This is a genomic window from Streptomyces sp. SX-6, from assembly GCF_059089585.1.
In genome coordinates this window covers 1-23,307 of the sequence record NZ_JBTHHU010000025.1, presented here as the reverse complement: position 1 = coordinate 23,307, position 23,307 = coordinate 1, and the positions used below count along the sequence as shown (strand labels likewise).

Annotated in this window: 16 protein-coding genes and 3 pseudogenes; 8 read left to right on the top strand and 11 right to left on the bottom strand. The window is 67.8% G+C overall.

The genetic code is table 11. The features are described from left to right. The first annotated feature begins 2 nt into the window (after positions 1 to 2). The gene (gene ybiA / locus ACV530_RS25750) at positions 3 to 557 is read left to right on the top strand and encodes a riboflavin biosynthesis intermediates N-glycosidase (protein ID WP_494335074.1); all 555 of its coding nucleotides are present in this window, start codon (positions 3 to 5) and stop codon (positions 555 to 557) included. 278 nt (positions 558 to 835) lie between these two features. Then, the gene (locus tag ACV530_RS25745; RefSeq protein ID WP_494334982.1) at positions 836 to 988 is read left to right on the top strand and encodes a hypothetical protein; all 153 of its coding nucleotides are present in this window, start codon (positions 836 to 838) and stop codon (positions 986 to 988) included. Between the two features lie 33 nt (positions 989 to 1,021). Here the strand turns inward: ACV530_RS25745 and ACV530_RS25740 are convergent, their stop codons facing one another. The 3 genes from ACV530_RS25740 to ACV530_RS25730 form a co-directional block, all read right to left on the bottom strand. After that, a complete protein-coding gene (locus ACV530_RS25740) occupies positions 1,022 to 1,801 on the bottom strand; it encodes a hypothetical protein (protein ID WP_494334981.1) in 780 nt (259 codons plus the stop codon). A 172-nt stretch (positions 1,802 to 1,973) separates the two neighbouring features. Beyond that, positions 1,974 to 2,954 (bottom strand): HK97-fold major capsid protein, encoded by a 981-nt coding sequence (locus ACV530_RS25735; RefSeq protein ID WP_494334980.1) that lies wholly within the window; start codon positions 2,952 to 2,954, stop codon positions 1,974 to 1,976. Positions 2,955 to 2,990: 36 nt separating this feature from the next. After that, positions 2,991 to 3,494 (bottom strand): hypothetical protein, encoded by a 504-nt coding sequence (locus ACV530_RS25730; protein ID WP_494334979.1) that lies wholly within the window; start codon positions 3,492 to 3,494, stop codon positions 2,991 to 2,993. 189 nt (positions 3,495 to 3,683) lie between these two features. Between ACV530_RS25730 and ACV530_RS25725 the strand changes: the two genes are divergently transcribed. Together ACV530_RS25725 and ACV530_RS25720 are read left to right on the top strand one after the other, a co-directional pair. Next, the gene (locus ACV530_RS25725) at positions 3,684 to 4,601 is read left to right on the top strand and encodes a hypothetical protein (protein ID WP_494334978.1); all 918 of its coding nucleotides are present in this window, start codon (positions 3,684 to 3,686) and stop codon (positions 4,599 to 4,601) included. Positions 4,602 to 5,273: 672 nt separating this feature from the next. Continuing rightward, positions 5,274 to 6,359: an RICIN domain-containing protein gene (locus ACV530_RS25720; RefSeq protein ID WP_494334977.1), complete on the top strand. Its 1,086-nt coding sequence runs from the start codon at positions 5,274 to 5,276 to the stop codon at positions 6,357 to 6,359. A gap of 507 nt (positions 6,360 to 6,866) precedes the next feature. Here the strand turns inward: ACV530_RS25720 and ACV530_RS25715 are convergent. Continuing rightward, positions 6,867 to 7,580, bottom strand: a pseudogene (locus tag ACV530_RS25715) (IS5 family transposase); the annotation flags it as partial. A gap of 156 nt (positions 7,581 to 7,736) precedes the next feature. Between ACV530_RS25715 and ACV530_RS25710 the strand changes: the two are divergent. Continuing rightward, a complete protein-coding gene (locus ACV530_RS25710) occupies positions 7,737 to 8,888 on the top strand; it encodes a tyrosine-type recombinase/integrase (protein WP_494334976.1) in 1,152 nt (383 codons plus the stop codon). Next, complete coding sequence (locus ACV530_RS25705) at positions 8,885 to 10,468, top strand: site-specific integrase (protein WP_494334975.1); 1,584 nt, start codon at positions 8,885 to 8,887, stop codon at positions 10,466 to 10,468. The genes ACV530_RS25710 and ACV530_RS25705 overlap by 4 nt, the downstream gene beginning before the upstream one ends. A 233-nt stretch (positions 10,469 to 10,701) precedes the next feature. Here the strand turns inward: ACV530_RS25705 and ACV530_RS25700 are convergent, their stop codons facing one another. The 6 genes from ACV530_RS25700 to ACV530_RS25675 form a co-directional block, all read right to left on the bottom strand. Next, a complete protein-coding gene (locus ACV530_RS25700; RefSeq protein ID WP_494334974.1) occupies positions 10,702 to 11,661 on the bottom strand; it encodes a TniQ family protein in 960 nt (319 codons plus the stop codon). Further along, positions 11,658 to 12,632 (bottom strand): TniB family NTP-binding protein, encoded by a 975-nt coding sequence (locus ACV530_RS25695; protein WP_494335073.1) that lies wholly within the window; start codon positions 12,630 to 12,632, stop codon positions 11,658 to 11,660. Before ACV530_RS25695 ends, ACV530_RS25700 begins: the two co-directional genes overlap by 4 nt. 125 nt (positions 12,633 to 12,757) lie before the next feature. After that, positions 12,758 to 15,055 carry a TnsB C-terminal domain-containing protein gene (locus tag ACV530_RS25690; RefSeq protein ID WP_494334973.1) on the bottom strand — a complete coding sequence of 766 codons (2,298 nt, stop codon included), beginning with the start codon at positions 15,053 to 15,055 and terminating at the stop codon, positions 12,758 to 12,760. Next, positions 15,025 to 15,750, bottom strand: coding sequence for a TnsA-like heteromeric transposase endonuclease subunit (locus tag ACV530_RS25685; protein ID WP_494334972.1), 726 nt, complete (start codon positions 15,748 to 15,750; stop codon positions 15,025 to 15,027). Before ACV530_RS25685 ends, ACV530_RS25690 begins: the two co-directional genes overlap by 31 nt. Before the next feature lie 344 nt (positions 15,751 to 16,094). After that, the gene (locus ACV530_RS25680) at positions 16,095 to 17,492 is read right to left on the bottom strand and encodes a DNA-binding protein (RefSeq protein WP_494334971.1); all 1,398 of its coding nucleotides are present in this window, start codon (positions 17,490 to 17,492) and stop codon (positions 16,095 to 16,097) included. 298 nt (positions 17,493 to 17,790) lie between these two features. Continuing rightward, on the bottom strand, positions 17,791 to 17,958 hold the full coding sequence (locus ACV530_RS25675) for a hypothetical protein (protein WP_494334970.1): 168 nt from the start codon (positions 17,956 to 17,958) through the stop codon (positions 17,791 to 17,793). A gap of 896 nt (positions 17,959 to 18,854) precedes the next feature. On the opposite strand from ACV530_RS25675, the pseudogene ACV530_RS25670 reads away from it, so the two are divergent. Then, a pseudogene (locus ACV530_RS25670) lies at positions 18,855 to 19,205 on the top strand (aminoglycoside phosphotransferase family protein); the annotation flags it as partial. Positions 19,206 to 19,386: 181 nt separating this feature from the next. Beyond that, positions 19,387 to 19,836 (top strand): annotated as a pseudogene (locus ACV530_RS25665) (phosphotransferase); the annotation flags it as partial. A 191-nt stretch (positions 19,837 to 20,027) separates the two neighbouring features. Here the strand turns inward: ACV530_RS25665 and ACV530_RS25660 are convergent. Next, a complete protein-coding gene (locus ACV530_RS25660) occupies positions 20,028 to 22,670 on the bottom strand; it encodes a DEAD/DEAH box helicase family protein (RefSeq protein WP_494334969.1) in 2,643 nt (880 codons plus the stop codon). Between the last annotated feature and the right edge of the window lie 637 nt (positions 22,671 to 23,307).

Sequence of the window (23,307 nt, the reverse complement as noted above, 5' to 3'; positions counted from 1 at the left end):
CGATGGCCACTGCACTGCCCGAGCCGGATCACCGGATGCTGCCGGACGCTCCGCGTGAGGAGTTCGTGTTCTTCCTTGCGCACGCGGCCGAGTCCGATGGCCGTATCGGCCCTGGGTGTCTGAGCCAGTGGTGGCCCGAGCCGTTCACCGTCGACGGTGTCCGGTACGCGACGGCCGAGCACTGGATGATGGCCTACAAGGCGCGGCTGTTCGGCGATGAGCGGGCTTTGGCGGCGATTCTTGCGACAGATGACCCCTTGGTGGCGAAGTCGGCCGGCGCCCAGGTGGTGGGTTTCGACGAACAGACGTGGCGCTACCACCGTTTCGCAGCCGTGGTGGAGGGCAATCGAGCAAAGTTCGGCCAGCACCCACGGCTTGCTGCCTACCTCGCCGGGACCGAGCGCAAGACGCTCGTGGAGGCGAGCCCGATGGACCGAGTGTGGGGGATCGGACTTCTGGAGCACCATCCGGATGCTGCCCGCCCTTCGCGGTGGCGGGGGACGAACCTGCTGGGCTTCGCCCTGATGCAGGTACGGGACCAAATGCACCGGATCTGAGGGCTTGTCAGAGCGTGGGGCTTCAGGGATAGATTGTTCTTGATCATTCACTGGGGTGGGGCTCGCTGCGTGATCAGGGACGTGGAGACGATCTCGGCGCTGGGGGAGCGATCGGGCGCACGCTGCACAGCGGTCATCCGCAAGGTCAGCGAGCCTGCTCCCTGGCACGGTCGTGGCGCATCACCCAAGGGTGACCACGGGCGAGGCCGGGAGCGCCGAGATGACACACGAGAACAGCCCGTCGGCCGGAGGAAAGAACCATCGCGGCAACGCCGCCGATGCCTGTAACCGCCACCACGGCGTACGGCAGCCTGCCCACCTCGTACCGAACCGGCCTCACCCGAACCAGGGCCCTGGCCCTCTACCGAACGCTCCCGAGCGGCATCCCCGGTCTGGACCACCTCGCCGACGCGCTTGCCCTCGCCGGTTGACAGCAAGCAGCCTCACGAGCACAGAAATCGCCCTCAGGGAAGCAATCCGAGCAGTCGGAGCAGTTGCCCACGCGAAGACGGTGGAGGTACCAGGTCCTCTCTTCTGAGGACGATGAGTGGGGTCTCCGGCCAGCACAAGCGGAACGCTTCCCACTTGGGTGAGTCGGTGTCACGGACACGGCCCTTGGTCTCGACTGCAACAGCCTGTCCGTGGGCTTTGACGAGGAAGTCGGGTGCGTACCATCGGCCGTCTTCCCACGCTGCCCCGTTGGACCGGTCGTATCGCTGGCAAGTCACGTTGTACACGGCGCACAGGCCGACGAAGAGTGCTTCGTAGCCGGAGTCCAGAACGTTCTCTTGGTACTTCCACTGGATCGCGTTCGATCCCTTGCTACGGCAAGGGATCGAACAGAACCTGTTCGCTCCCTGAGCGCTGACAAAGCGCTCGAACTCCGTGCCGCAGACTTCGCAGTTGGCAACTATCCGCTTCTGTGGGTCTCGGCGCCCGGCCTGTGAGCAGCCGACGGAGCAGTATTTCTTCTGTGAGGCCTTGGGGACTCGGAACTCTTTGCCGCATCGTCGGCAGGTCCGGTCCTCCCGCGCAACCCGTTCGCCGCAGCCAAGTCCCTGGCGGTTCTGACTGATGCGGGCGTTGATCTCCTGTTGGACTTCCTGGGAGCGTCCGGCATTGGGGTTGCGCGGGCGTGGTTGCAGTTCGACATCGGCTGCTTTCAACCACCGGGACAAGCTCTGAACGCTCGGACCCAACGTCTTGCTGATTTCGCTCAAGGACATCAAGTCCTCGCTGTGCATACGCAGCGCGTCATCTATATACCGGTGGCTCCTGGATGGCCTGCCCGTCACAGAAAACCCTCCCCTTCTGCAAGATCCATCGCAAGATCTTAATGGAAGGAGAGGGTTTTTTGCGAGCATGACCCCTCTCGAAAACCTGGGATCACTCGACAAACGAGCTGTTCAGGCCAGTCTACTGCTTGACGATCTGCGCGATACCGGCACTGTTCAAAATTGCAAGACCGATCATTTCGTCGAAGACCCAGCCCTTCCAGAAATCCTCGACCATGTGCCGCTCCTCCACGTCCAGGGAGTAGAGGATCGGCATGACGCCGAGGAACTGCGGGTCCGGGGTGAGGAACGTCTTGCCCTGCGGGACCACGATCGAGCGCTGGATCTGGAACTCGCCGAAGGAGGTGATGGTCTCGCCGGCGACGACGCGGTCCTTGAAGGCCCAGCCGGTCTGGTTGATGTCCCAGCGGTAGAGGTCGCGGAAGTCCATCGGGTTGATGAGGATCCGCGAGGACTGCAGTTCGTGCATGTCCGTCATGGACACAGCGCTGTAGAGCGAGCCCGGCGTCAGGTAGCCCGAGGACTCGGTGATGGTGTGGTTCGGGGTGACCGTGTGGTCGGGGCGCTTGGCGTAGTCGGTGACTGCGGCCTGGAGGAGGGCGATGAGGCGGGAGTCCTCCTGCTTGAGGATGGCCTGCTTGGTCTCGTCCTGGACCTGCTCGACGGCGTTGATGCGCAGGTAGAAGAGGTCTTCCTTGCGGATCGCCGGGCGGCTGGCGATGCGGAAGAACCGTATGTCGACGCGCTTGCCCTCGAACGGGGTGATGCGCACTTCGCCTTCGGTGCCGGACATCAGGTAGGCCTGACCGCGGTCGTCCCAGACGTCGTACTGGACGGGGGTGCCGGGGGTGACCGGGTCCTCGACTAGGACGTTGCGGACGATGCCCTGGTAGCGGAGCTTGAGCTGGATGGGGCCGATCATGCCGACGCCGAGGCGCTTGATGCCGGCCGACTCGTCCTGCAGGACCATGGCCAGCTTCTTGACCTTGGCCTCGTGGGAGAGGGAGGCGGTCTTCCCGTCGGCACCGGCGCGCCGGGCCAGGATGTCGCCGACGTAGTCGTCCGACTTCTTGGCGACCCGGTGGGCGAGCGTCGTGCTCATGTAAGGGGTGTCCTTTCGCTCTGGTTTCGGGGCGCGTTAGCGCAGGCCGCCGATGGTGATCTTGGTCGGGGAGTTGACCTTGATGAGGCGGGCGACGGGGTCCTTGCTGGCGCCGGTGGTGCCGGCGGGGACGAGCTTGCCGCGGTTGGGGCCGGTGGTCTGGGCATGGACGAGGACTTCGGTGCCGTCGCCGGGTTCGGTCCAGCTCTGCTTGTCGTCGAAGGCCGGGGCGAGGACCTCGAATTCGGCGGCCGGGGTCAGGACCCAGCAGGCGACGGCGTTCAGGCCTGCCTCGAGGGGCTCATCGATGCCGTCGCCGCCGATGTAGTTGGCACTGAGGCCGAAGGGGACGCCCTTGGCATCGATGACAGTGACGTTCTCGCCGCTGGTCTTCATGAGGACCATGCCCGGGTACACGTCGACGGAGCGGTCGAAGGCGGGGTCGAGGAACTGGCTCTTGGGGGTGGCCTGGACGAAGGCGTAGGTGGGTCGGAGAGTCCTCTTGAGGTAGGCGAGGCCCTGCCGGTTGACGCAGATCACTGCAATCAGTCCTTCCTGTGACTGCGAGGAGGGCCCCGGAGTCCCGGAAGGCCGTCTGTCCACCTCTTGCTGGCGGTCAGGGGCACGAGGGACAGGGGAGGGGCCTAAAGGGTTTGGGTGTGGATCCTTTGACAACGTGTTTCTCAACTTCCGGCCGCGTCTCGGAGGGTGGCCTGTACCGTGCCGCTCGTGGCGACGACTCATCTGCGTGCGTGTGACGTTCCTGAGGTCCGGCAGGACTTGGTGGGGTGGGCCGACGAGAACGTGGTGCGCGGGCAGCGTGGTTCGGGGGCAATGCAGGTCAGCGGGTTCACCGATCCTTTCCTGATGCAGTCGGCCGTGCGTGGGGCGGAGCAGTTCTTCGTCAACGACCGCATGACGTGGCTGGCGCGCGACATGGGCAAGGATCTGCCGGTGTGTGCGTTCGATGCGGATGATCTGCCGGACCCGCTGGGGTTCCTGGTGTGGTCGGACGACCCGTGCCCGCGGCCGACGACCCTCGGGCGGCCGCGGGCGGTGCTGTGGTGCCGGACCGGGACGTCGCTACGTGTGCTGGTGCTGGATGACGCCGGGCCCTTCCGGCGGACGCTGGAGGAGGCCGGGAGCCGGGCTGATCCCACCTGGGCCCGCCAGATCACCATGTCGCTCGCCGGCGACCTGGCGCTCGGTTTCGGCGCGACGATCCCTCTGAACACCGAGACCGGGTGGGAGGAGATCAAGCGCGCGTGGACCGTTGACAAGTACGGCCGTCCGGCAAAGGACCGGTACGGCGTGGGCACCGAGCGCATCGACGAGCTCCACGAGATGCAGCTGAGGGTGATCCGGACCTTGCTGGGCACGTTGCTGCTGATCCGCCAGCCCGCCGACGAGCGGCGTTCCCTCTGGCAGGCCGAGGAGGTGCGGCCCGATGCCGCCGCGCGTAAGCGTCTGCGCCGGGCGGGTGCCGGGCAGCCCGACGCGCCGGTCCGCTACATCACCCTCCGGCAGTCCGTCCGCCCCGCCCCGGAGGACGACCTCGGAGCACGCGACACCGCCGGCCGCATCTACCGCCACCAGTGGTTCGTCCGGCCGCACCGCCGCACCTACCCCGACGCCAAGGTTATCTAGTGCTATCGGGTATTGATGCAGGTCAGAGGCATGCACTCTATTAAGGCACGTTAGGCAAGTTGGGGTAGTCCGTTAGCCGAAGGCCAGCTTGGTGTTCCACATGTCGGTGCAGGTGAAGCCGTAGTGGACGTAGGCGCGCTCGGCGGGGTTGGCGCCCGTGGGCGGGATGCTAGAACCCGACGAAGCCGCGCATGTCGCCAGTGCGCCTGACGATAGCGAGGGCCAGCACGAGGGCGGCGAGGCCGTACTCGCCGAGGTAGCCGACGTTGGGCCAGACCAGGGCCAGCCGGTGATGCGCGGCGACCCGGGCGAGCAGACCCCTGGCTGCCGCACAGTCCCCGGGTGCCGCTTTCGGCCGTAGATCAGCTTGCCGCCGCCGAAGCTGCGGCTGTCAGCGCCAACGACGCCGTCCGCCCCGAGCTGCTTGATGCGGTCGGTGCAGTGCAGTTGCGGTTCGCCGTTCCTGGGGTGGCTGCGGGTTCATCCACCTGGGCGGTTCCTTACAGCAAAGATCCGCCTTGGCGCCGCCCCGGGGGTATCCGGCCGGAAGCGTGCTGCTTCCGGCCAACGCGAACCAACGTCGGGACTGGCGACGTGAAGTGTCGCTAATTTCTGCCTCTTCGGGAGGCTGCGGAGAGCCGCAGCGACTCCTCCGTCTGAAGGGGACGCCGCATGAAGTTGGGGCCGGGCAGGACTTACCGCATCACGAACAAGCGTTCGGGGCTGGCGCTCACGCCGAAGAGCTGGTCAACAGGGCCGAGCGGTGTGGACCAGTTCGACAAGCAAGGCGGGGGAGAGACGAAGGACAAGCAGACCTGGCACATATTCCCCATGGACAACGGCACTTACCTCATCGTGAACAAGCGCACGGGGCTGGCGCTCACGCCGAGGAGCTGGTCGGATCAGCCGGGCGCTCTCGATCAGTTCCATATCAACCGCGCCGATCAGCAGCGGTACCAGCTCTGGTACTTCATCGACAACGGCGGCGGGTATGTCCAGATCATCAACCAGGCAACGGGGCTGGCGCTCACGCCGAAGAGCTGGTCGACCAAGGCAAGCGAGGTCGATCTGTTCTACAAGCAAAGCGGCGGGAACGAGCTCCAGTCACAGCTGTGGCAGCTCGAGGTGGTCGACGAGTACAAGTCCATCATCGACCTCGCGCCGATCGACCTGCCGGTCGACAGGATTGGCGACGTGATCCGGTTCACCAGCCACAGCCAGCCGCATCCGCTGCAGACGCAGGAAGTGCTGGTCGGGCAGGTCGCGGTGCCCTTCGCAGTCCAGGATGGCGGCGGGTCGGCGGCTGACCAGGCAACCCACAACCCATACCTGATCATCAAGCGGTACGGGTACTGGGACCAGGTGTTCTTCTACGAGCACCCTGGCACATCTACGCACGAACACATCAAGGAGACGTACATCGGTCTCACGACGTCGAATTACGAACAGGTGGAACGGACCACGAGCATCTCCGTGACCGCGGATGCCGGATTCGCCTTCAAGGGGTTCTCGGCAGGGATCAGCACGACGGTCACGGACAGCCTGAAGACCACCCACTCTTCCTCCGATACCGAGGAGCACTGGGAAAAGGACATCATCAAGAGAACCTACGCTGACAACGGGAAGAGGATCTCCGAGGCGCTCTGGTACCGGGGAGACAGGTACGTCGCTCAGCGAATGGACGGCAGCCCTCTCGTCGAGTGGAAGACGCGGAGCAAGGAATTCTCCGTGCTCGACGGTTGGCCCAAGACCTTCTGATCAGACGTGGCGAAGATCCGCCCTGATGGGGGCCAGTGAATTTCGCAAATCCACCAGCCTTCACGCTCGCACATCGGCCCGTCACGGGAGGGTGAACTGCTTCTCCAGCGCCTCGCGGACGTCCCGTCCAGTCCGGGGCCAGGACCTGGAGGCCCTATCAACGGTGAGGCCTGCACGGGACGTTGGCCGGAGCAGGGCGGCGGAGGTCTTCTGTTGCGCTGGTACCGGCATTCGCCGGCCTCGCGGGTGGCCGAAGATCGGCTGATCTGGTTGCCGAGTTCCATCAGAGCCTTGGCGATGGGCTGAAGGGGTAGCGCGCCGCCTTGTGCTGTCCGTCCTGTCGCACCTGTCGCAGGGCGGACAGCAGCCCGATCGACCCGACGGGCTACTCCCGCAAGTGGGTCGGCCCCTACCTCGTCACCCCCGCCGGCTGCGAGGACGCCCCCGTCCTGGGCAGGGACCGAGTGGTCAGCGTCCTCCGCCGCTGACTCAGACGGCGGGCGCCGCCTTCTTCGTCCAGGAGATCCGTGGTCCGGTGCGGGTCAGACGACGGGTCATGAGGGTGATCGCGGCCCAGGTGATCAGGGTCTCGGAGTGCTGGACGAGGCGTTCGTAGTCCCGCGCATGCCGACGGGCGTGCATCATCCACGCGAGCGACCTCTCGACAACCCAACGGCGGGGCAGGATCACGAAGCCGGAGGCGTCCTTGGGCCGGGAGACGGTCTTGATGGTGAGGCGGAGGTGCCTCTTCGCCCAGGCGACGAGCTTCCCGGCGTATGCGGAGTCGGCCCAGACGATGGTGATTTCCGGGTGCATCAGCCGGAGCCGGAAGAGGACTTCCTTCGCCGCGGCGGAGTCGTGCAGATCAGCGGGGGTGACCATGACCAGCAGCGGCAGCCCCCGGGTGTCCACCACCAGGTGCCGTTTCCTGCCGTTGATCTTCTTGCCGGGGTCGTAGCCGCGGGTCGCCCGGCTGACGGTCTCGGCGGCCTTGACCGACTGAGAGTCGATGATGGTGGCCACAGCCCTGGGGCCTTTGCCCATCTCGCGGCGGATCCGGCCGGCGAGGGCGTCGCGGATCTGCCCGACGATCCCTCGGGCGGCCCACCGGGCCATAAAGCCCCAAACCGTGCGCCAAGGCGGGTAGTCGGCAGGGAGAGCACGCCATTTGCAGCCGGTGTCCACGACGTAGCGGATCCCGTCGACGATTTTACCGAGCGGCCTTCAGGTGTCGTTCTCGCTCGTTTGAGGGGTTTGTAAGCCCGTCGCGTTCCCGTTTACCAATCTTGGCAAGCCTCTTCGCCGCGTAGGTGGATTTGCGAGGTTGGTGAGCTTATGAGAAGTGTGATGGTCCTTGAGGACCTCCGAGTACAGCCGATGAAGCGGGCTGGCGGTGGCTGGTCGTACACGGTCGTCTGGCCGGACGGCTCGGTGGACGAGGAGGCGGACAGCTTCCTGCGGACGTACGAGGGCTCGGGGACGCAGAAGACCTACGCGTACACGCTGGTCGATCACCTGCGGTGGCGGGTGCGCGAGGGACTGGACACGGAGAAGGTCACGCTGCTGGACTTGCACCGGTACATGGGGGCGGTCGGGGCGAGGGTGCCGATGCCGTTCGGGCGGCCGTGGCGGACGCCGCCGAAGAAGCCGTACGGCCAGTCGGGGCTGCAGACTGCGGCAGCGTGCTTGAAGGGCTTCTATCTGCACCAGTGCGCCAGGCATGGGGTGAACGACGACCTGCGGGTCGCGCTGGAGGTGCGACGGCTGCCAACCCAGCAGGACCGGGACCGGGCCCTTCTCGGGCACACGATGGCCTCGGCGTCGGCGAATCCGCTGGCGCCGAAGCAGGGCACGCGCCGCCGCCATCCCAAGATGCTGCCCGACGGGGCACGGCCGGAGCTGCTGGAGGTGGTGAACACCGCCCGTGACGCGATGGTGGTGACCTGGCTGTCGGACACCACGCTGCGGATCGGTGGCCTGACCGGGCTGCATCTGTCCGATCTGCACCTGCGGGAGAACGCGGCCTGCGGGGATTCCCCGAAACCGCATGTCCACGTCTGCCATCGGTGGGGCAACCCGAACCGAGCTGCGGCGAAGAGCAAGCCGGAGTGGTGGCTGCGCGACGGCGTGATCTGCGGCGGCGAGATCTACCGGGTCAGCCCGGCGATGGTCAGCAGCTACTTCGCCTACATGACGACGGAGTACAGGAAGTACGCCACCGGGCACGGGATGTTGCTGATCCAGCTGGCAGGTCCCAACCGCGGTGAGCCGTGGACGGCGGACGGGGCTCGCGGGATGCTGCGGCGGGCTGGCCGTCGGGCCGAACTCCCCGGGCGGATCAAGCCCCATGCCTTCCGGCACACGACGACCTCGAAAGTCCTCGACGTTTCGGGCAACGACCCGATGGTCGCCAAGGTCGCCGGGAACTGGGCATCCGCGCGGACCGTCGAGGAGGTCTACGGGCATCCCGATCAGCACTCCCCGGAGTTCATCGCTGCATTGAACACGGTTTGGGGGGAGGGAGAATGACGGCTCTTCAGCTATTGCCGCTGGTCCCGAGCGGCGACATGCCGACGCGAACGACCACCGACCGGCTGGAGGTGCTGACCGCGCTGCTGGCATCGCCGACGGTCGATCCGATGTTTCGCGAAGACGTGATCGTGGTGCCTCGCGAGCATCTCGTCTATGGATGGGCCTGCGGTGTCCCTGCTTGTGAGCGTCCTCTGGCCGCTCATCGCGACTACTGCCATACGCACGATCTTCAGTGGCTTACTCTGCGCAAGCAGGGCATGTCGGTCATCGAGTTCCAGCGGACCGCCGAGCCGTTGAAGCCGCAGGCGTGGTTCACCCCACCGCCCTGTCTGATCTGCCCGGACGTCCCGGCCTGGACCATGGACAGGCTGTGCTACGTGCACTCATGCCGCTGGGACAAGTACTGCGGCTATCACCGCCGTTTGCACGGAACCGAGGTCGACTTCGACACCTGGCTCCAGGATCAGTCGCCGTTTCCCGCCTTCGGGCAGTGTGTCGTCGAGCCGTGTCCTGAGCTTGCGGACAACCCCTTGAGGCTCTGCCGACGGCACTCGACCCGCTACCAGAAGGCCGGCAGGCCGGGCGGGGCGGCAACACCGTCACCGAACTGGTCTCGGTGGCTGGATCGGGGTGAGCCCGTCCCCGTCGAGTACGCGGACAGGGTGAGCTTCGACCGGTGGTGCCGGGAGACGGGCCTGGCCAACCGGATGAACGGCAAGGTGTCCCTTCTCGGCCTGCGGCCCCTGGCCAAGGCCGAGATCCAGTGGGCGATGTTCCACCATGGCAACGGCCCGGAGGAGGCGAGCCAGTGGCCTCTCGCCTGGCTTCAGTACGTGGCCGACGACTGCCGAAAACAGCGAGTTAACTCACTGGCCGATCTTGACCTGGACGCCTGCCGGGCTCATGCCGAGCCGATCGCGTCGCTGATGCTGAAGTACCTCCGGCTGGTCTACTTCACGCGCGAGGACACCAAGGACGCCGGATTCATCGAGACCGACCACTTCGGGGTCCGCTTCCCCGGAACCAGGAGCCACTTCGATCTCACCCTCATCTCGCAGCGGTGGCTTCGCGACCTCGTCTGGGACGCGATCGCCGCCCGGCTGACCGCCGATCCGCCCCGCAGCCGCACCACGTTCGAAACCCATCGGCGCGGATGCGTGGAACTGTCCGCGTTCCTCGAAGCCCAGGCCCCTGGCGGCGGACACGACCCCACCGCACTGACCGCAGCCCACATGACCGACTTCATCGCCGACCAGCGATATCGCGCCCAGCACGGACTGAAATCCCTCGGCGCCCACACCCAGGGTCGCGGGCCGGACGGCGGCCCCACCCTGGTGACCAGGAGCACGATGGCAGCCACCTTCAACGGCGCCCGGCGCATCCTGCGCTTCGCCCTGGAGTCCGGCGAGGCCGAACGGATCGGGCTGCCCCGCAGCTTCATCGTCACCCTGCCGACCGGCCGTTACAAAGGCGGACGGCGCCGGCCCTTCCCCGACGACGTCGCCCGGGCTCTCGCGGATGACGCCAACCTGCACAATCTCGAAGGCTTCTGTGACGGAGCGTTGGTTCTGCGGTAGTTGAGAGGTTGTGGGCTGGTGTTTTGTGTTTGTGGTGGGAATTTGAGGGTGGGGCGGGATGGCTTTGGCTGATCGTTTTGGGTGTCGTGTGGAGGTGTTCGGTTTGGCTGTTCGGTGTGCTGACTTGCGGTTTCGTGGTCTTATGGGATTGATCTTGTTTTTGTTGTGGGTGTGATGGCACGCCTGTAGGGGCTGTAGGGCGCGGGTTTTGTGCGGTGCTTGTTTTGTGCTGGTCAGGGGCGTGGTCGTGTGAGGTAGGCGACCAAGGGGTCGCTGGTGGTCGGGGTCAGGGTGTTGAGTCTGAGCCGGTGGGCGATTACGTCGAGGATGTCGCGGGTGGAGCGTGTTCGGCTCTGGTGGGGGAGGGGTGCCAGGGTGCGGGCGAGGGCGACGGTTTCTGGATAGATGACGAGGTCGCGGGCCAGGAGCACTGCTGAAGCGTTTCCTGCGCGGCCCAAGTGCGCGTTGACCACGACGAGTTGATTCAGGCGTCGCTGCCACCGGCCGGTCAGGTGTTGTTGGTGGTCGTACCAGCGGGTGGTGATCGCGCGTGCCGTCATCCAGGCACTCGGACTGCGGGGATGCCGGACCAGGAGCTGGTGGCCATGGTGGGCCGTGGTGAGTTCGGGCAGAGCCTTGGTGCGCACGGGTGTGTCGAGTCGCGGGTCGGGGGCGGCTTGCTGGTGGCGTGGGCAGACCAGTTGGTGCCACGGCCGCACTATCCGTGCGGTGTCGGTGGCGCCGTGGCTGTGGTGGCGGACGCATATCGTGCACGCTCGTACGGCTTGCTGTCGGCGCTCGACGGGTCTCCAGCGCGCGGTGGCCGGGCCGCTTGCCTTTGCGCCGTCCTGGGTCAGGCCGGGCAGGGCGCGTGCGAGGGTGTCCGGTCGGAGACGGGCCACTTCAGCCACTCGGCTTGCGGCGGTGGGGGAGAGGACCAGTGTGGCTGTAGGCGTGGTGCCGTGGCCGTGGAGGGCGATGCCGGTGCCGTCGAGGAGCTGGGGCAGTGTCAGCCAGTAGGCGTGGGCGAGGCGTTCCAGGTAGGAGGCGGTCGCTTCGTACGGCAGGGGCCGTACCCGGAATGCGCCCGCTGCCGGGGGCGGGGTCTGCGTCCATGCCTCGACGATGAGCGCGCCGCCCCGCTCGGTGTCGGACGCGGCAGCCGCAGGAGCCGCGAGAGCGGTCTGGCTCACCGGGTGCTGTTCCTGGTGCGGGTGCGGGGCCGGTAGTGCTGTTCGGCGAGGTGGTCCAGACGGACGGCGTCGAGGGTGGTTTTGGTGATGCGTTCGGTGCCGTCGGCCAGCGCGGTCAGGGCCGCCTGTTTGATCAGCCGGGACAGGGATCCGATCCGGCCGGCGGTGCGGGCGTGCAGGTACGGCGCGAGCCGCACCAGGCTCCCGGCCCGGTGATGACGGAGGTCGAGGGCGTTCTCCAGCGCCCGTACCAGGTCCTTGAACGGTTCGTGCGTACCGTCGCGGGCGGGGAAGGGGTCGCAGTCGACGAGGCTGGCGCGTGCGGCGAGTTGCTCCCCGCGCACCCCCGTGAACAACGGCGTGGCAGCCACGTCGATGCCCGCGTACACGAACGTCGCACCGATCCGCTCGGTGAGGTCTTTGATCAGGTCGGCGCTCTGGGCACCGGTGGTGGTGTGGGGGTTGAGCCGGTGGATCTCGTCGATCATTACCAGCCGTACCCCGGCCGCGGCATAGGCGTGGCAGACGCTGTTGACGATTCCGGCCTGGGACATACGTCCGGTGGTGGGGATGCCGAGGTAGCGGGCGAATTCCAGGGCGAGGGTCTTGGCGCTGGCAGCGGGCGGCACCAGCACGTAGGCGACCGGGACCTGCCCGGCCGCCGCCTGGCCATGGCGACGGGTGTGTGCCAGGTGGCAGACACGCCCGACCTCGAGCAGAGCCGTGGTCTTCCCGGCCCCGGCCGGACCGGTGACGATCAGGGACGGACGTGCGGTGACCTGCTGGTGGCGGCCCAGAACCATCAAGGTGCGCACCTGCTTGGCGAGCGCGTCGATCGCGGGTGTGCGTACGGTGACGAACTGCGAGTGGTAGGCCAGGCGTTCGGCCAGGCTGCGCGGGGGTGCCCCGGGCGCGGGAGGCGCGGTCACGGGCGTGGTGGCGAACCGGGCGAACCCGTCCCACACCGTCACCGCTCCGGGCTGCGCCTGTCCGTCGCTGCCCACGACGTCCTCGGTGCTCACCGAAGAGTCCGCCGGTTGATGTGCGGTTGAAGCGGTGCTGTTCCTCCATGCCTTTCCCGTGCCCGACGGGCCGCTTACCACTGTTCGGCCTCCGCTTCGGCATTCCACAGCCCGTATCCGCCGGCAAGGGCATCAGCCGCCGATGCGTCCGTGTCCGCTTCCTCTGGTCCATCGGTCCTGTCCGTCGTACCGGTGGCGGCGAGGTCGTCCAGACTCTCGCCCCATTCCCCGTCCGGCACCGGCCCCGTCTGCGCGGTATCCACGGTCTCGGCCGGGCCTGCTGCCGTGTCCTGACCTGTGTCAACCGCAGGTTCGCCCCCGGTGGCCTGGCCGCTCTCCGGATCAGAGGGCCACCGCGGTGCTGGCAGGCCGACGGCCAGGCCTTCGAGCACGGCCGTGCTGCCGGGTGCGGTGATGGGGCTCTTGCGGCCCCGTCGCTTCGGCGGCTTCCCCGCGGTGGCGCGCGTGCGGCGCAGGAGTTGGTCGAGGGCGTCGGCGAGGTCGGCTTCGTGCTGCTCCCGTTCGCCGTGCCGGGCGACTTCGCCTTGGACGTGGCGCCACGTCTGGTCGTTGAAGGGCTGATGGACGTGGTCGCGGTGGATCCACGGGATCTCGTGGAGCTTCCCGTCACTCAGGCGCACCCAGATCTGGCGGGCATCATGCGGGTTGTGGTGGACCTCCCATCTGCCGTCCCTGGCCACGACGTCGGAACGCTTACCGCGGCAGGAATCCAGGACCTGGTGGTTGTAGGTGCGGTAATCGATGCGGATGCCGCGTTCGGTGATGGGCTGCCAGCGCACCGGCAGCAGCTCCAGCCAGTCGGCTCCGCTCAGCGGCACGGGCACGTACCCGCACAGGGCGATCAGCGCGGCCCACATCTCGTTCGGGGTGAGCGACGTCTTCGGCAACACCGGGTGACGCAGGCCATCGTGGGGCCGGTTCTGCCAGCAGACGATCCACTCATCGAGGAAGTCCTGCAGCTGCGGAATCGTCCAACACGCCTCCGCCTCCGTGTTCTTGCCCCGCAGGAGAGGGTTGGAGCCGGTGTGGCCGGCGACATGCTGGCAGAACAGGTCGTTGATCGACCCGAAGGTCCGCTCCACCACCCCTTTGGCCTGGGGCCGCCGCGGCGGGGCCGGCTGCACGCTCACTCCCAGCACCTCGCACGCGGCGACGAAGCTTTCCGAGACGTAGATTTTCCCGCGGTCCACGACGATCGTCTCCGGCACGATCACCGGCCGGGCCGCCGCCCCTTCCAGTCGCGCATCCAGCGACAGCATCCGCGCATACGGCACCTGCGCCCGCGACAGATGCAGCGCAGCAGGCCAGGTAGGCCGGGCCGGGTGGGGAACCGCCATCTCGGCCAGCAGCAGCGCCGCGTCCACGGCCTTCGTGCCGTGCGGGCGCAGCACCGCCGCCAGGATCGACCGCGTCGCCACGTCCACCGCGATCGAAAGCTCAGGGCGTCCCAGGCTGCCGTCTTCCAGCACTGCCATGATGTCCAGGCGGGTGGTGTCGATCTGCACTTGCTCCCCGGGCCGCAGTACCACCGGCGTCGCAGGCCCCCGCCCCGGCGCGGTAGCGGTCCGCGCACCGTATCCCAGCCGATCGGCCGGATCGGCCAGCACGCTCACCAGCCGGTAGAACGACGACCGTGACGGCATCTCCACCACCCCGCGCCCGTGCGTCTCCTCCAGGATCTGCCCGACCAGTACCTGCAGCCCCTTCACCGTCCCCTTCGACCGGCCCCGCTGCCGGCGCAGCCCCTCCAGCATCGCCGCCACAACCCGCTCGTCTGCGTAACCCGTCGGCCGACGGCCACGCGCCGGGACTGTGCGTTTGTCGACCAGACCCCACAGCCCCTGCTTGCGGTACGCCAGCCGCATCTTCTGCACCGTCAAATGCGTCACCCGCGTAAAGCCGAGCGCCGTCATCTCCTTCGCCTTGGCCGCCTCCCGCTGCGCCAGCGTCCACCGCTCAGGGTCGTACTCCTCCCGCATCGTCTGCCCCTCGCGGCCACCACCAGGGTGCGGCCACCCGGTCTCCACCTCCCGAATGTGCGGCAGCCACGCCAACGCCCGCTGCTGCGCCGCCGTCGGCACTGTCTCGAACAGCCCCCACTGCGGCACCGCGTCCGGTGCCCGCGCGCCCACCACCTCAAAGCCCGGATCAGCGAACAACTGGCCCAGCAGCATGGCCGTATCCGTGCCGTCCTCACACAGCAGATAGACCTGTTGCCCCTGCACAGCGGCAACCTGAAACGTCTGCCCCTGGTAGATGACGTGCGCCCCGATCTCCACCACCGGACGCCGCCCCGTCTCCTTGCTGCCACCCACCGCGCTCACTCCCCACCCAGCATGTCGATTCCCCATCCACGCACCGGGCCACCGTCGGCAGGCACCCAGACCAGCGATCCGCCATGCAGCGGCTCATCGAGCCCCGCCACCAACTGGCCCGACCACAACGCGTGGTAGACGACGGGCAAGACCTGCAGCGGATCACCCACCGACGCCGCCCCGTCGAACAGCGGCCGCGACACGGCGAACGCCTCGGCCACCGCAGCCTGCAGCCCGGACGTGCCCCGGTACCGGGGATGCCGGTAGCCGGCCAGCCACCGCAGATTCGCCGCCACCATCACGGACGGCGGCTCCAGCCGCCGGTACGCCCACCCCACCTGCGCACACGCCGCTCCCATCACCATTCCCGCCCGCTGCGCCTCCGCCCCGCCAGTGGTCCGGCTCGAGGGGCAGTCGGCGAACAGCCCGGTGCCGTCGACGTACCGGGCGAACAACTGCGGTACCCACGAGCGGACCCGACCGCCGGGCTCGTCCCGCCACACGAACCGAACAGGCCGCCCCGCCAGGCCAGCCACCGCCGGTTCCCGGTCCAGCAGCATCAGCTGCGTGCGCATCGCGGCCGACCCGTGCACCACATGCCGCCCGGTACTCGCCGACCACCACCAGCCCGGACCCCACCGACGCCCCGGCACCACCGGGAACGCCGACACCGGCCCCAGCTCCTCGAACCGCACCGATGCCACTGCCTGCTCCCACGACAGCTGCGTCACCTGTCCAGCAGGACTGCTGAAAGCGACCTCCACGCCCGAACCCCTCCTCAGCAGCACACCGGGCACCACACGTAACTCCGCACCCTTCACGCCGGACAGCCAAGGGCGTACCGGCCACGCACAACCCGCGAACACCGCCCGTCCCACTCAAAAAGGTGATTCTCAGCGGAAGTGCGAACCGCGCGGCGCCACTTCCCGTACGGTCCGTACCGGCCCGCGCCGGGCGCGTTCCCCGCGTTCTGGCCCCACGCCACCACGCGACGCGATACAGCCTGGTGCCACGCGACGGCGAGGTCTGCCCGCACCACGGCCGAGCTCTCAACGACCAGCAGCATCCGCTCCCTCTACCGGTACTGGTCGTGTGCGCCCCGGTACGGCCCGAGGACCTCCGCCGCCTCATCCAAGGTCAGCCGCGCCCATCGGGCTACCTCCTCCAGTCCCACCCCGGCGTTCACGGCCGCCACCATGACTCGCAGCAGCACCTGGTCGAGCAGATCGCTCCCACGGCTCAGACCCTCCAGCATGGACCGGGTCACCTCGGCGGTGGTGCCGACCTGGGCGCCGTGTAATTGCTGCAGCTGCTCCTCGGCCTCCCCAAGGAGGTTGGTGATCAGGAAGCGCTGCTCCGCAGGCACCACAGCGCGCCAGTTCGTCCCGGAGCCGGGCGCCTTCTTCTCTCTGGACAAGACTCGCAGTCCGGCGGCCATCGTCGATGGCTGGTGTTCCTGCCGCACCCACCACAGGTTCTCGTCGAACCGCGCATACGGCCCGGGCCGTCCCCCGGGATGGCGACGCAGGCGGATAACGGTCCCCATCCACGCGATCAGCGGACCCCCGTAGTCGACTGCGATCAGCGGCCCCAGCCAGTCCCTTCCCAGCCGCTCGCCGAGCCGACGGCAAAACTGCCCATCCGCGGGCAATGCCCGCGGACGCTCACCGCCGCTGTCGGCCCACACCAGCTGCGCCATGACCGGATCCAGCAAGGCATCCGCGACCGCCACCACCTCGGGGAAGATGACCGCATCCCGCCCCACCACCCGCCAACGCTCCAGATCACCCCCAGCGTTGCCGCCCGCGACCCAGTGCAGGCGACGCGGCCAGATCTCCTCCCGCTCCCACCCGTACGCCCCCTCCCACCACCGGGCCACCACCGCATATGCCAGACCGAACACCTCACCCGCATCAACCCCCTTCCGCGCCGCGCGCCGGGCCACCCCGGACCACCGCCGCTGCGCCGCGGCCATCTCCGGCATCCCGCGCAGATCCAGGTGCTCGAGAGGCTGATCGGCGTCCGCGTCCAGAGCCCACCGCCCGTGCCGTACACACACCCGCTCCCACCGCTGCGCGTACCGCACCACACGCACCGCGGCCCCGGTACGCCGCGCCGCACACAACCGGCATCCGAACGCCACCGGCCCCACCACCGCGCCCCCGACCCGCCACAGCCCCCGCGCAACACCCTCTTCCACCGCTGTGAGTTTGGAGTCCTCCTGCCCCCAGGACGGCAGCGCCCGCGCCAGCGTCTCTTCCCCGACCCCGGACAACCCCACCAGCGCACGCCTGCCCGCCGCATCCAGCAGCACCTCCGCATCCGCCCGCAGGCCGCCACCGTCATGCCGGGGCCGGTGACCGCGCCACTGCCAACAGGCCAACAGCGCCTTCTCCTCCAGCCCGTACCGGTCAGCGATCCGGCAAAGAAACGACAACGTCGTCTCCCCACGCACAGGAGACAGACGGAACACCCCAGGAACCATCCCCCCACCCTCCCGGAAACCACAGCACCCCGAGGCAAGTCCTGCTGTCAACGGGCAGTGTTGAGGCCACGGAGCTCATGGTGGGGGCGCCGCATGGTACGGAAGCGTGGCCGCCCGGGCTTCCGCCCTCCCCCCTCTTCCGGGCTGGGCAAGAAGAGACTGCCCAGCCCGGAAGAGGGCGTGTGGCGGCTGGACACCGCTGCACGCCGCAGTGGTCGCCGACTTGCCGGGACGAAAATCGGGAACAGACCGTGTTGGCAACGGCTGGCTGCGCCTTGGCCGGTGGTCAGCCACCGTGGTGGCTTTGCAGCCACCACATCGCCAGGCTTGCAACACCCGTTCCAGCCCCGTAAGACAGTCCTTTCACGAATTGAGTCAACATCATCTGTTGCTTGCGGCGCGCTTCATGACGGGCCTTCTCGACGTACGCCCATACGGAGTGGAAGAAGTTCATTGGATGCCCCCTGGAGTAAGCAGGAAGAAAGGAAGGTTGACCGACGCCGGATGTGAGCGAGTCTATCCACGCCTACGAACCAGCGGGCCGGAGCAGAAATCTCATCGCTCATCGAATACCGAATACGCGAAGACAGATTTCCTTATGCAATTTCCGGACAGCTCTAGGGAGCTGTCCGGACAGTGTCCGGACAGTCTGTCTGCCGATGCTCGGACAGCCGGATGCGACCCCACGTGACCTGCCCGGACACGTGGGCAGAGTGTCCGGACACTCTGCCCGGGGCCCAACGCTCGTGGCCTGCCCAAATGTGCCGTCACCAGCGCGGACACTGTCCGGACATTGGTTCCCGGCGGTGCGTCCGGCACCCGGACAGAGTCCGGACTCGCCCTGACGTGTATTCAAAAGCAAACAATGGAAGGGAAGTTACGAGAACCCGTCACATGTTCGGTGACGGATGTCACGGAATGGAGAGCCCATTGATAAATTCACGCCCAGCGCACCCGGATCGCGGACAGCTGCTCCATCCGCTCCGGCGAGAGCATCACGGCTCGTGTTTTCGGCAGGATCTGAGGGGACCAATTAGGCAATGAGAATGGGGACTGCCTTGCTTCGTTCGTGAAAGCGGTGGACACCATCGCAGGGTCATGATCGGCAACAAGAATAGGGGCCAGCTCTATTGGGTGACTTCTGCCGTGGTCTGCATGAAGCCCTGTGTGTTCGTGCCGGTGGAAGCGGGTCGGGTGGATAGGTTGGGCGTCCCCGGGGTCCCCTGGACCGTGTCCTTGAACAGGCATGGCTTGGGCGTCCCCGGTCTTTGCGAGCGGCGTCGGGCGCTTGTTCGCGCCGAGTTTGAGGACCGGCACGCGCCTGGTCGATCTGGCAGTAGCGTGATCGTCATGACGGCTGAGGGCGAAGCACTGGTCGGCGGCATGGTGAACGCTGGGGCGGTCTTTCGCCGGGGTGCGTTGGTTGAGCGCCCGGCGCCGCGCAACGCGGCCGCCCTGCATGCCTATTTCCTTGCACTGAAGGAGCACGGCTTCGACGAGGCGCCGGCCCCTGTTGGTCTCACCGCGGATGGCTGTGAGCAGCTGACCTTCATCCCCGGCGACGTGGCTCTGCCACCCTTCGAGGACTGGGCGATGACGAAGACCGCCCTGGAATCGGTGGGGAGCCTGCTGCGGCGCCTGCATGAGGCGAGCAGCGCCATCACGGTCGACACCTGTGCCGGGTGGCCCGGGGACCTAGCCTGGCTATGACGTTGTTCAGCGGCCCCACCATGTCGGCTTCCGCTGGTCCCACTACCTGACGGTGCCGATCTGCATCGATCCCCAAGTGGGGCCGTCCCAAGCCGTCATGGACCTTCACAAACCGGGCCCAGGTCTGACCGTCACGGTGGGGCCGGAGAACGACGTCCAAGCCAACCTGCCGACCCCGGAGGGGGGAACGATGCTGTGTCACAACGACGTGTGCCCGGAGAACGTCGTCTTCCGCGACGGTCGTGCCGCTGCCCTGATCGATTTCGACCTGGCGGCTCCGGGCCGTCCCCTTTGGGACGTCGCCATGACCGCCCGCTACTGGGTGCCCATGGTCGATCCCGCATCCGCCGCCGCCCTCTACCCTTCGGGACTGGATGCGCCCGAGCGGCTGCGGATTCTTGCCGACAACTACGGCCTTTCGCCGCGAGACCGCGCCGATCTGCCGACCGTCATCGAGCAGGCCACGGAGGTCTGCCGGGCGTTCGTCGCCCGTCGCGTGGCCAACGGCGACCCCGTCTATCTCCAGGCGCTGGCCGAGCGTGGTGGATGGGAACGCTGGGACCGCATGCAGACCTGGCTGGCAGACCGCCGCGAGACGTTCACAGCTGCCCTGCTGAACTGACCGGCCCGCACGTTCGGGGACAGATTCACTGGGCGTTCTTGCTGCCGCGTTCGCCCTCGGTGACCTGGAAGCTGCACGCTGATCCAGACCGGCACCGACTTCGGAGCACGGCTTCGACGCGGCGCCGGGTAGCTCCATCAGTAACCTGACCCCCGCCCCGCCTCACCCGGCGCCGGGACACGGTGGGCGTTTCATGTATCCATCGTGTCCTGTGGCTGGTGTGGTTTGTCTGCCCAGGGGAGTCCGAGTCCGTGGAAGAGGGCCTGCAGTTCGGGTGGGTAGTCGTTGAAGCTGTCGCGTACCGGGTAGAGGCGCTTGCGGAGCTGGACCTCGCGTCCGGCGATGACGGGCCGGTAGGAGTCGGCGACGATGATCCTGCCCGCCTCGTCGACGAGGGGCCCGGTCTCGGCGAGGTGCTGCCGGGCGGCGAGGACGAGTTCCATGGCCCGCTCACTGCGGCTGCGCCGTGCCTGGGGCACACCCGCCGCGTTCAGGCGCAAGTCGCCGGCGGCGGGCCCCATACGCAGGTCCTTGAGCGCCGCTCGCTGCGCCTCGGCCAGGTCCTTCCACCGCACGTGCTGGGTGCGCAGCCATTTCCCGAGGTCGTTGCCGCGGAACTCCCGTGGCCCGGCAAGGAGTTCGGCCCGTCGGCCGCCCTCTGCCCGAAACAGGCGCAGTCGTACGAGCTGGCGGTGCCAGACCGCGGTCCAGACCGCTTCGGGTGGCAGCCGCCACTCACCGATCGCGTCCAGTTCGGTATCGGTGGTGTGGGGGCGGCGCAGTTCGGTGAGCATCGCTCCGATCGGGACTCTCTCGCCGCCGAGGTCGATGGTCTCGTCCCTGCCGGGCAGCAGGTGTCCGTGGGCGGTGGTGTAGGCGCGGGCGGCGGCCAGCAGCAGGGCCCGTCCGTCCGCCCGAGGGTCCCACTCGAACCCCATACCGGCGAGGCGGTCGAGGTCGTCGGGGTGGATCCGCGGCCCGCGCCGCAGCCATTCCTCCCGCGCCGCCGAGGCATCGCCGCCCTTCTGCGCGGTGAGCTGGGCCAGGTCTTCGCGGTCCCGCCGAGCACGGCGCCGCAGCTTGTCGAGCTCGACGGCCAGCAGCAGTCCGTCCTCCTCCCAGTCGGCAGGCACCCGCAGGTGCTGATGCTCCTGCCGGAACGCGGCGGCGGCTTCCATGACCTTCAACAGGTCCCCGGCCACTGGGTCGTTGACCACGGTGAACCGCAGCCAGTCCACCACCGCCCGCGACGACCGCTCCCGGGTGAGCACCAGCATGTCCGCAAGCTCCCTCGCCCGCCGCTCCTGGCGCTCGCGCTGCTCCTCACCCCCGATCACCGGACAGGTACGGCTGGTGGACCCCTCAAGGAACGCCTGGGGACCGCCGTCGGGCTCGTAGGACTCCACCGCCCGCAGCATGTTGGTGACCGGATCCCAGTCCGACGACTCCCCGATCTCCGCATCATCGCCCTCGGCTGCGGGGCCTTCGAGGTGAATCACCGGCACGATGATGTTCGCGATCTTCTCGGGATTGGCCCGGTCGAACCGCAGCGCCCGCCCGGCGATCTGCAGCAGCTCGTGCGGCTGCGTCCGCGGCTCGATCAGGGCAACTCCGTCCACGCGCGGGACGTCGATCCCCTCGTTCAGCACACGAACCGAGCACACCACGACCAAGTCGACCTCGTTGCCATCCAGGTCGCTCCCCGCCCGCAGAGCATCAAGGGCCGCCTCCCGCTCCTTGGCCGGGGTGTCCTCGTGCAGGGCGACCGCGAACACCCGCAAAGGCGCACTCGTGCCCTGCTCATGCAACAGCCGGGACTGCTCGGCCATCGACCCCGCGGCCGCCACCGCCCCCGCCACCGTGCGGTGATACGCCAGCATCCGCCGACACCCGTACCGCCCCGCCGCCCGCAGCACCGCCCCCGACGCCGACGCCATCAACTCCGCCTGAACTCCCGCCTCCCCCCTCCCCAGACGGTCCACCATGACCCGCAGCCGCTCCTCGTTCACCTCCGCGACCACCACCCGGGACCTGGCCAGCTTCCCCCGCCGCTGCGCCTCACTGAGCCCCATCCGGTACACCACCGGACCGTGGATCTTCTCCGACATCCGCACCCCCGCAGTCACCACGATCCGACCCCGCTTATCCCGCTTCACCAGCCCCATCAGCCGCGGCGTCGCGGTCATCGCCAGCCTGCGCACCGCCGGCACCAACCGCTGCGAATTGATCCGCCCCCACACCGCCGAGGACTCCGTATGGTGCGCCTCGTCCTTCACCAGCACATCCCAAGCCGGAAGCGGCTCCACCCCGTCCCGCTCGGCCTGCAGCCGGTGCGCCGCGATGACCGCTTCCACGCTCGCGTAGGTCGTCAGCACCGTGTACGGCACCCCGGCCGCCCGAAACCGGTGCACCAGCACGGCCAGCTCACGAGAGCTGGTCGTCACCCGCACCCCCTCGCCCTCCCGCCCCGCCAACGCGGCATCCCGAGGCGAGTAGACCGCCACCACCGGCCCCCGCCACCCGTACTCCCGCAACGCCTTGTACGTCTGCTCCAGAAGACCGCGCGTGGGCACCGCGAACAGCATCCCGCCCTGTGCCGCGACCCGCTCGCGCACCATGAACCCGATCCGCGTCTTGCCCAGCCCCGGCGCAAGATGCACCTGCGCCCGAAACCACTTCTGCCGCGACCCCGGCTTCGCTGTGAATGCCTCGGCCACCGCCTCCACCACATCCGGCTGGTGATCGAACAGCCACGCCCACTCATCCGACTTGTCCCTCGCGGCCTGCGCCACCATGTGGGGACCGCCCGCCAACACCATCTCGCTGTGCGTCACGACAACTCCCATAGGGTTCAGGCCACTTCGTTCAGCGTCGGGAGCCGGCCAACCGTCGGCTCTGCTCCCTGCGGGGGTGGGTGGCGTTTTTGACCGTGCTCCAAGTTCTCAATTTCCTGACAAGGCTACCGGAACTTGATACCGTGACATCGTCGGTTCAGACCGGCACCCCCTCCGACAGCCACCCCGTATCCCGAAAGCCGAGCCCGCGACCCCCTCCCGTAGCCAGCTCACCGGATGGAACGCAGTGGAATCCGGTACTCTCCAACCTAGACACAGACTGTCCGTCAGACACTGAACTATGCGATTTACCTGCCTAGTTGACGTGCAGACGTGTACACTCACCCGGCCACAGCGAACGTGCCGGACCACGGAGTGGGCCGGCACCCGGATTGCGGAGCAATCCGGACTGTGGTCAACGGAGTTGACCACAGTCCGCGACGGAGTCGCGGACCAGCCGCGCGGAGCGCGGCGCCTTTCCGCCGCGTAGCGGCGGCGCGTCGTGTCTGCGGAGCAGACCGCGCGCGACGGCGGCAAGAGTGAATCGGCCGCGGGCTCGGACCACTCGGCCTCCCAGGGGCCGTCCACCAAGCCGAGCGATGGGGCGAACCCGTCGAAGGGGCCCAAGAACCAGTCC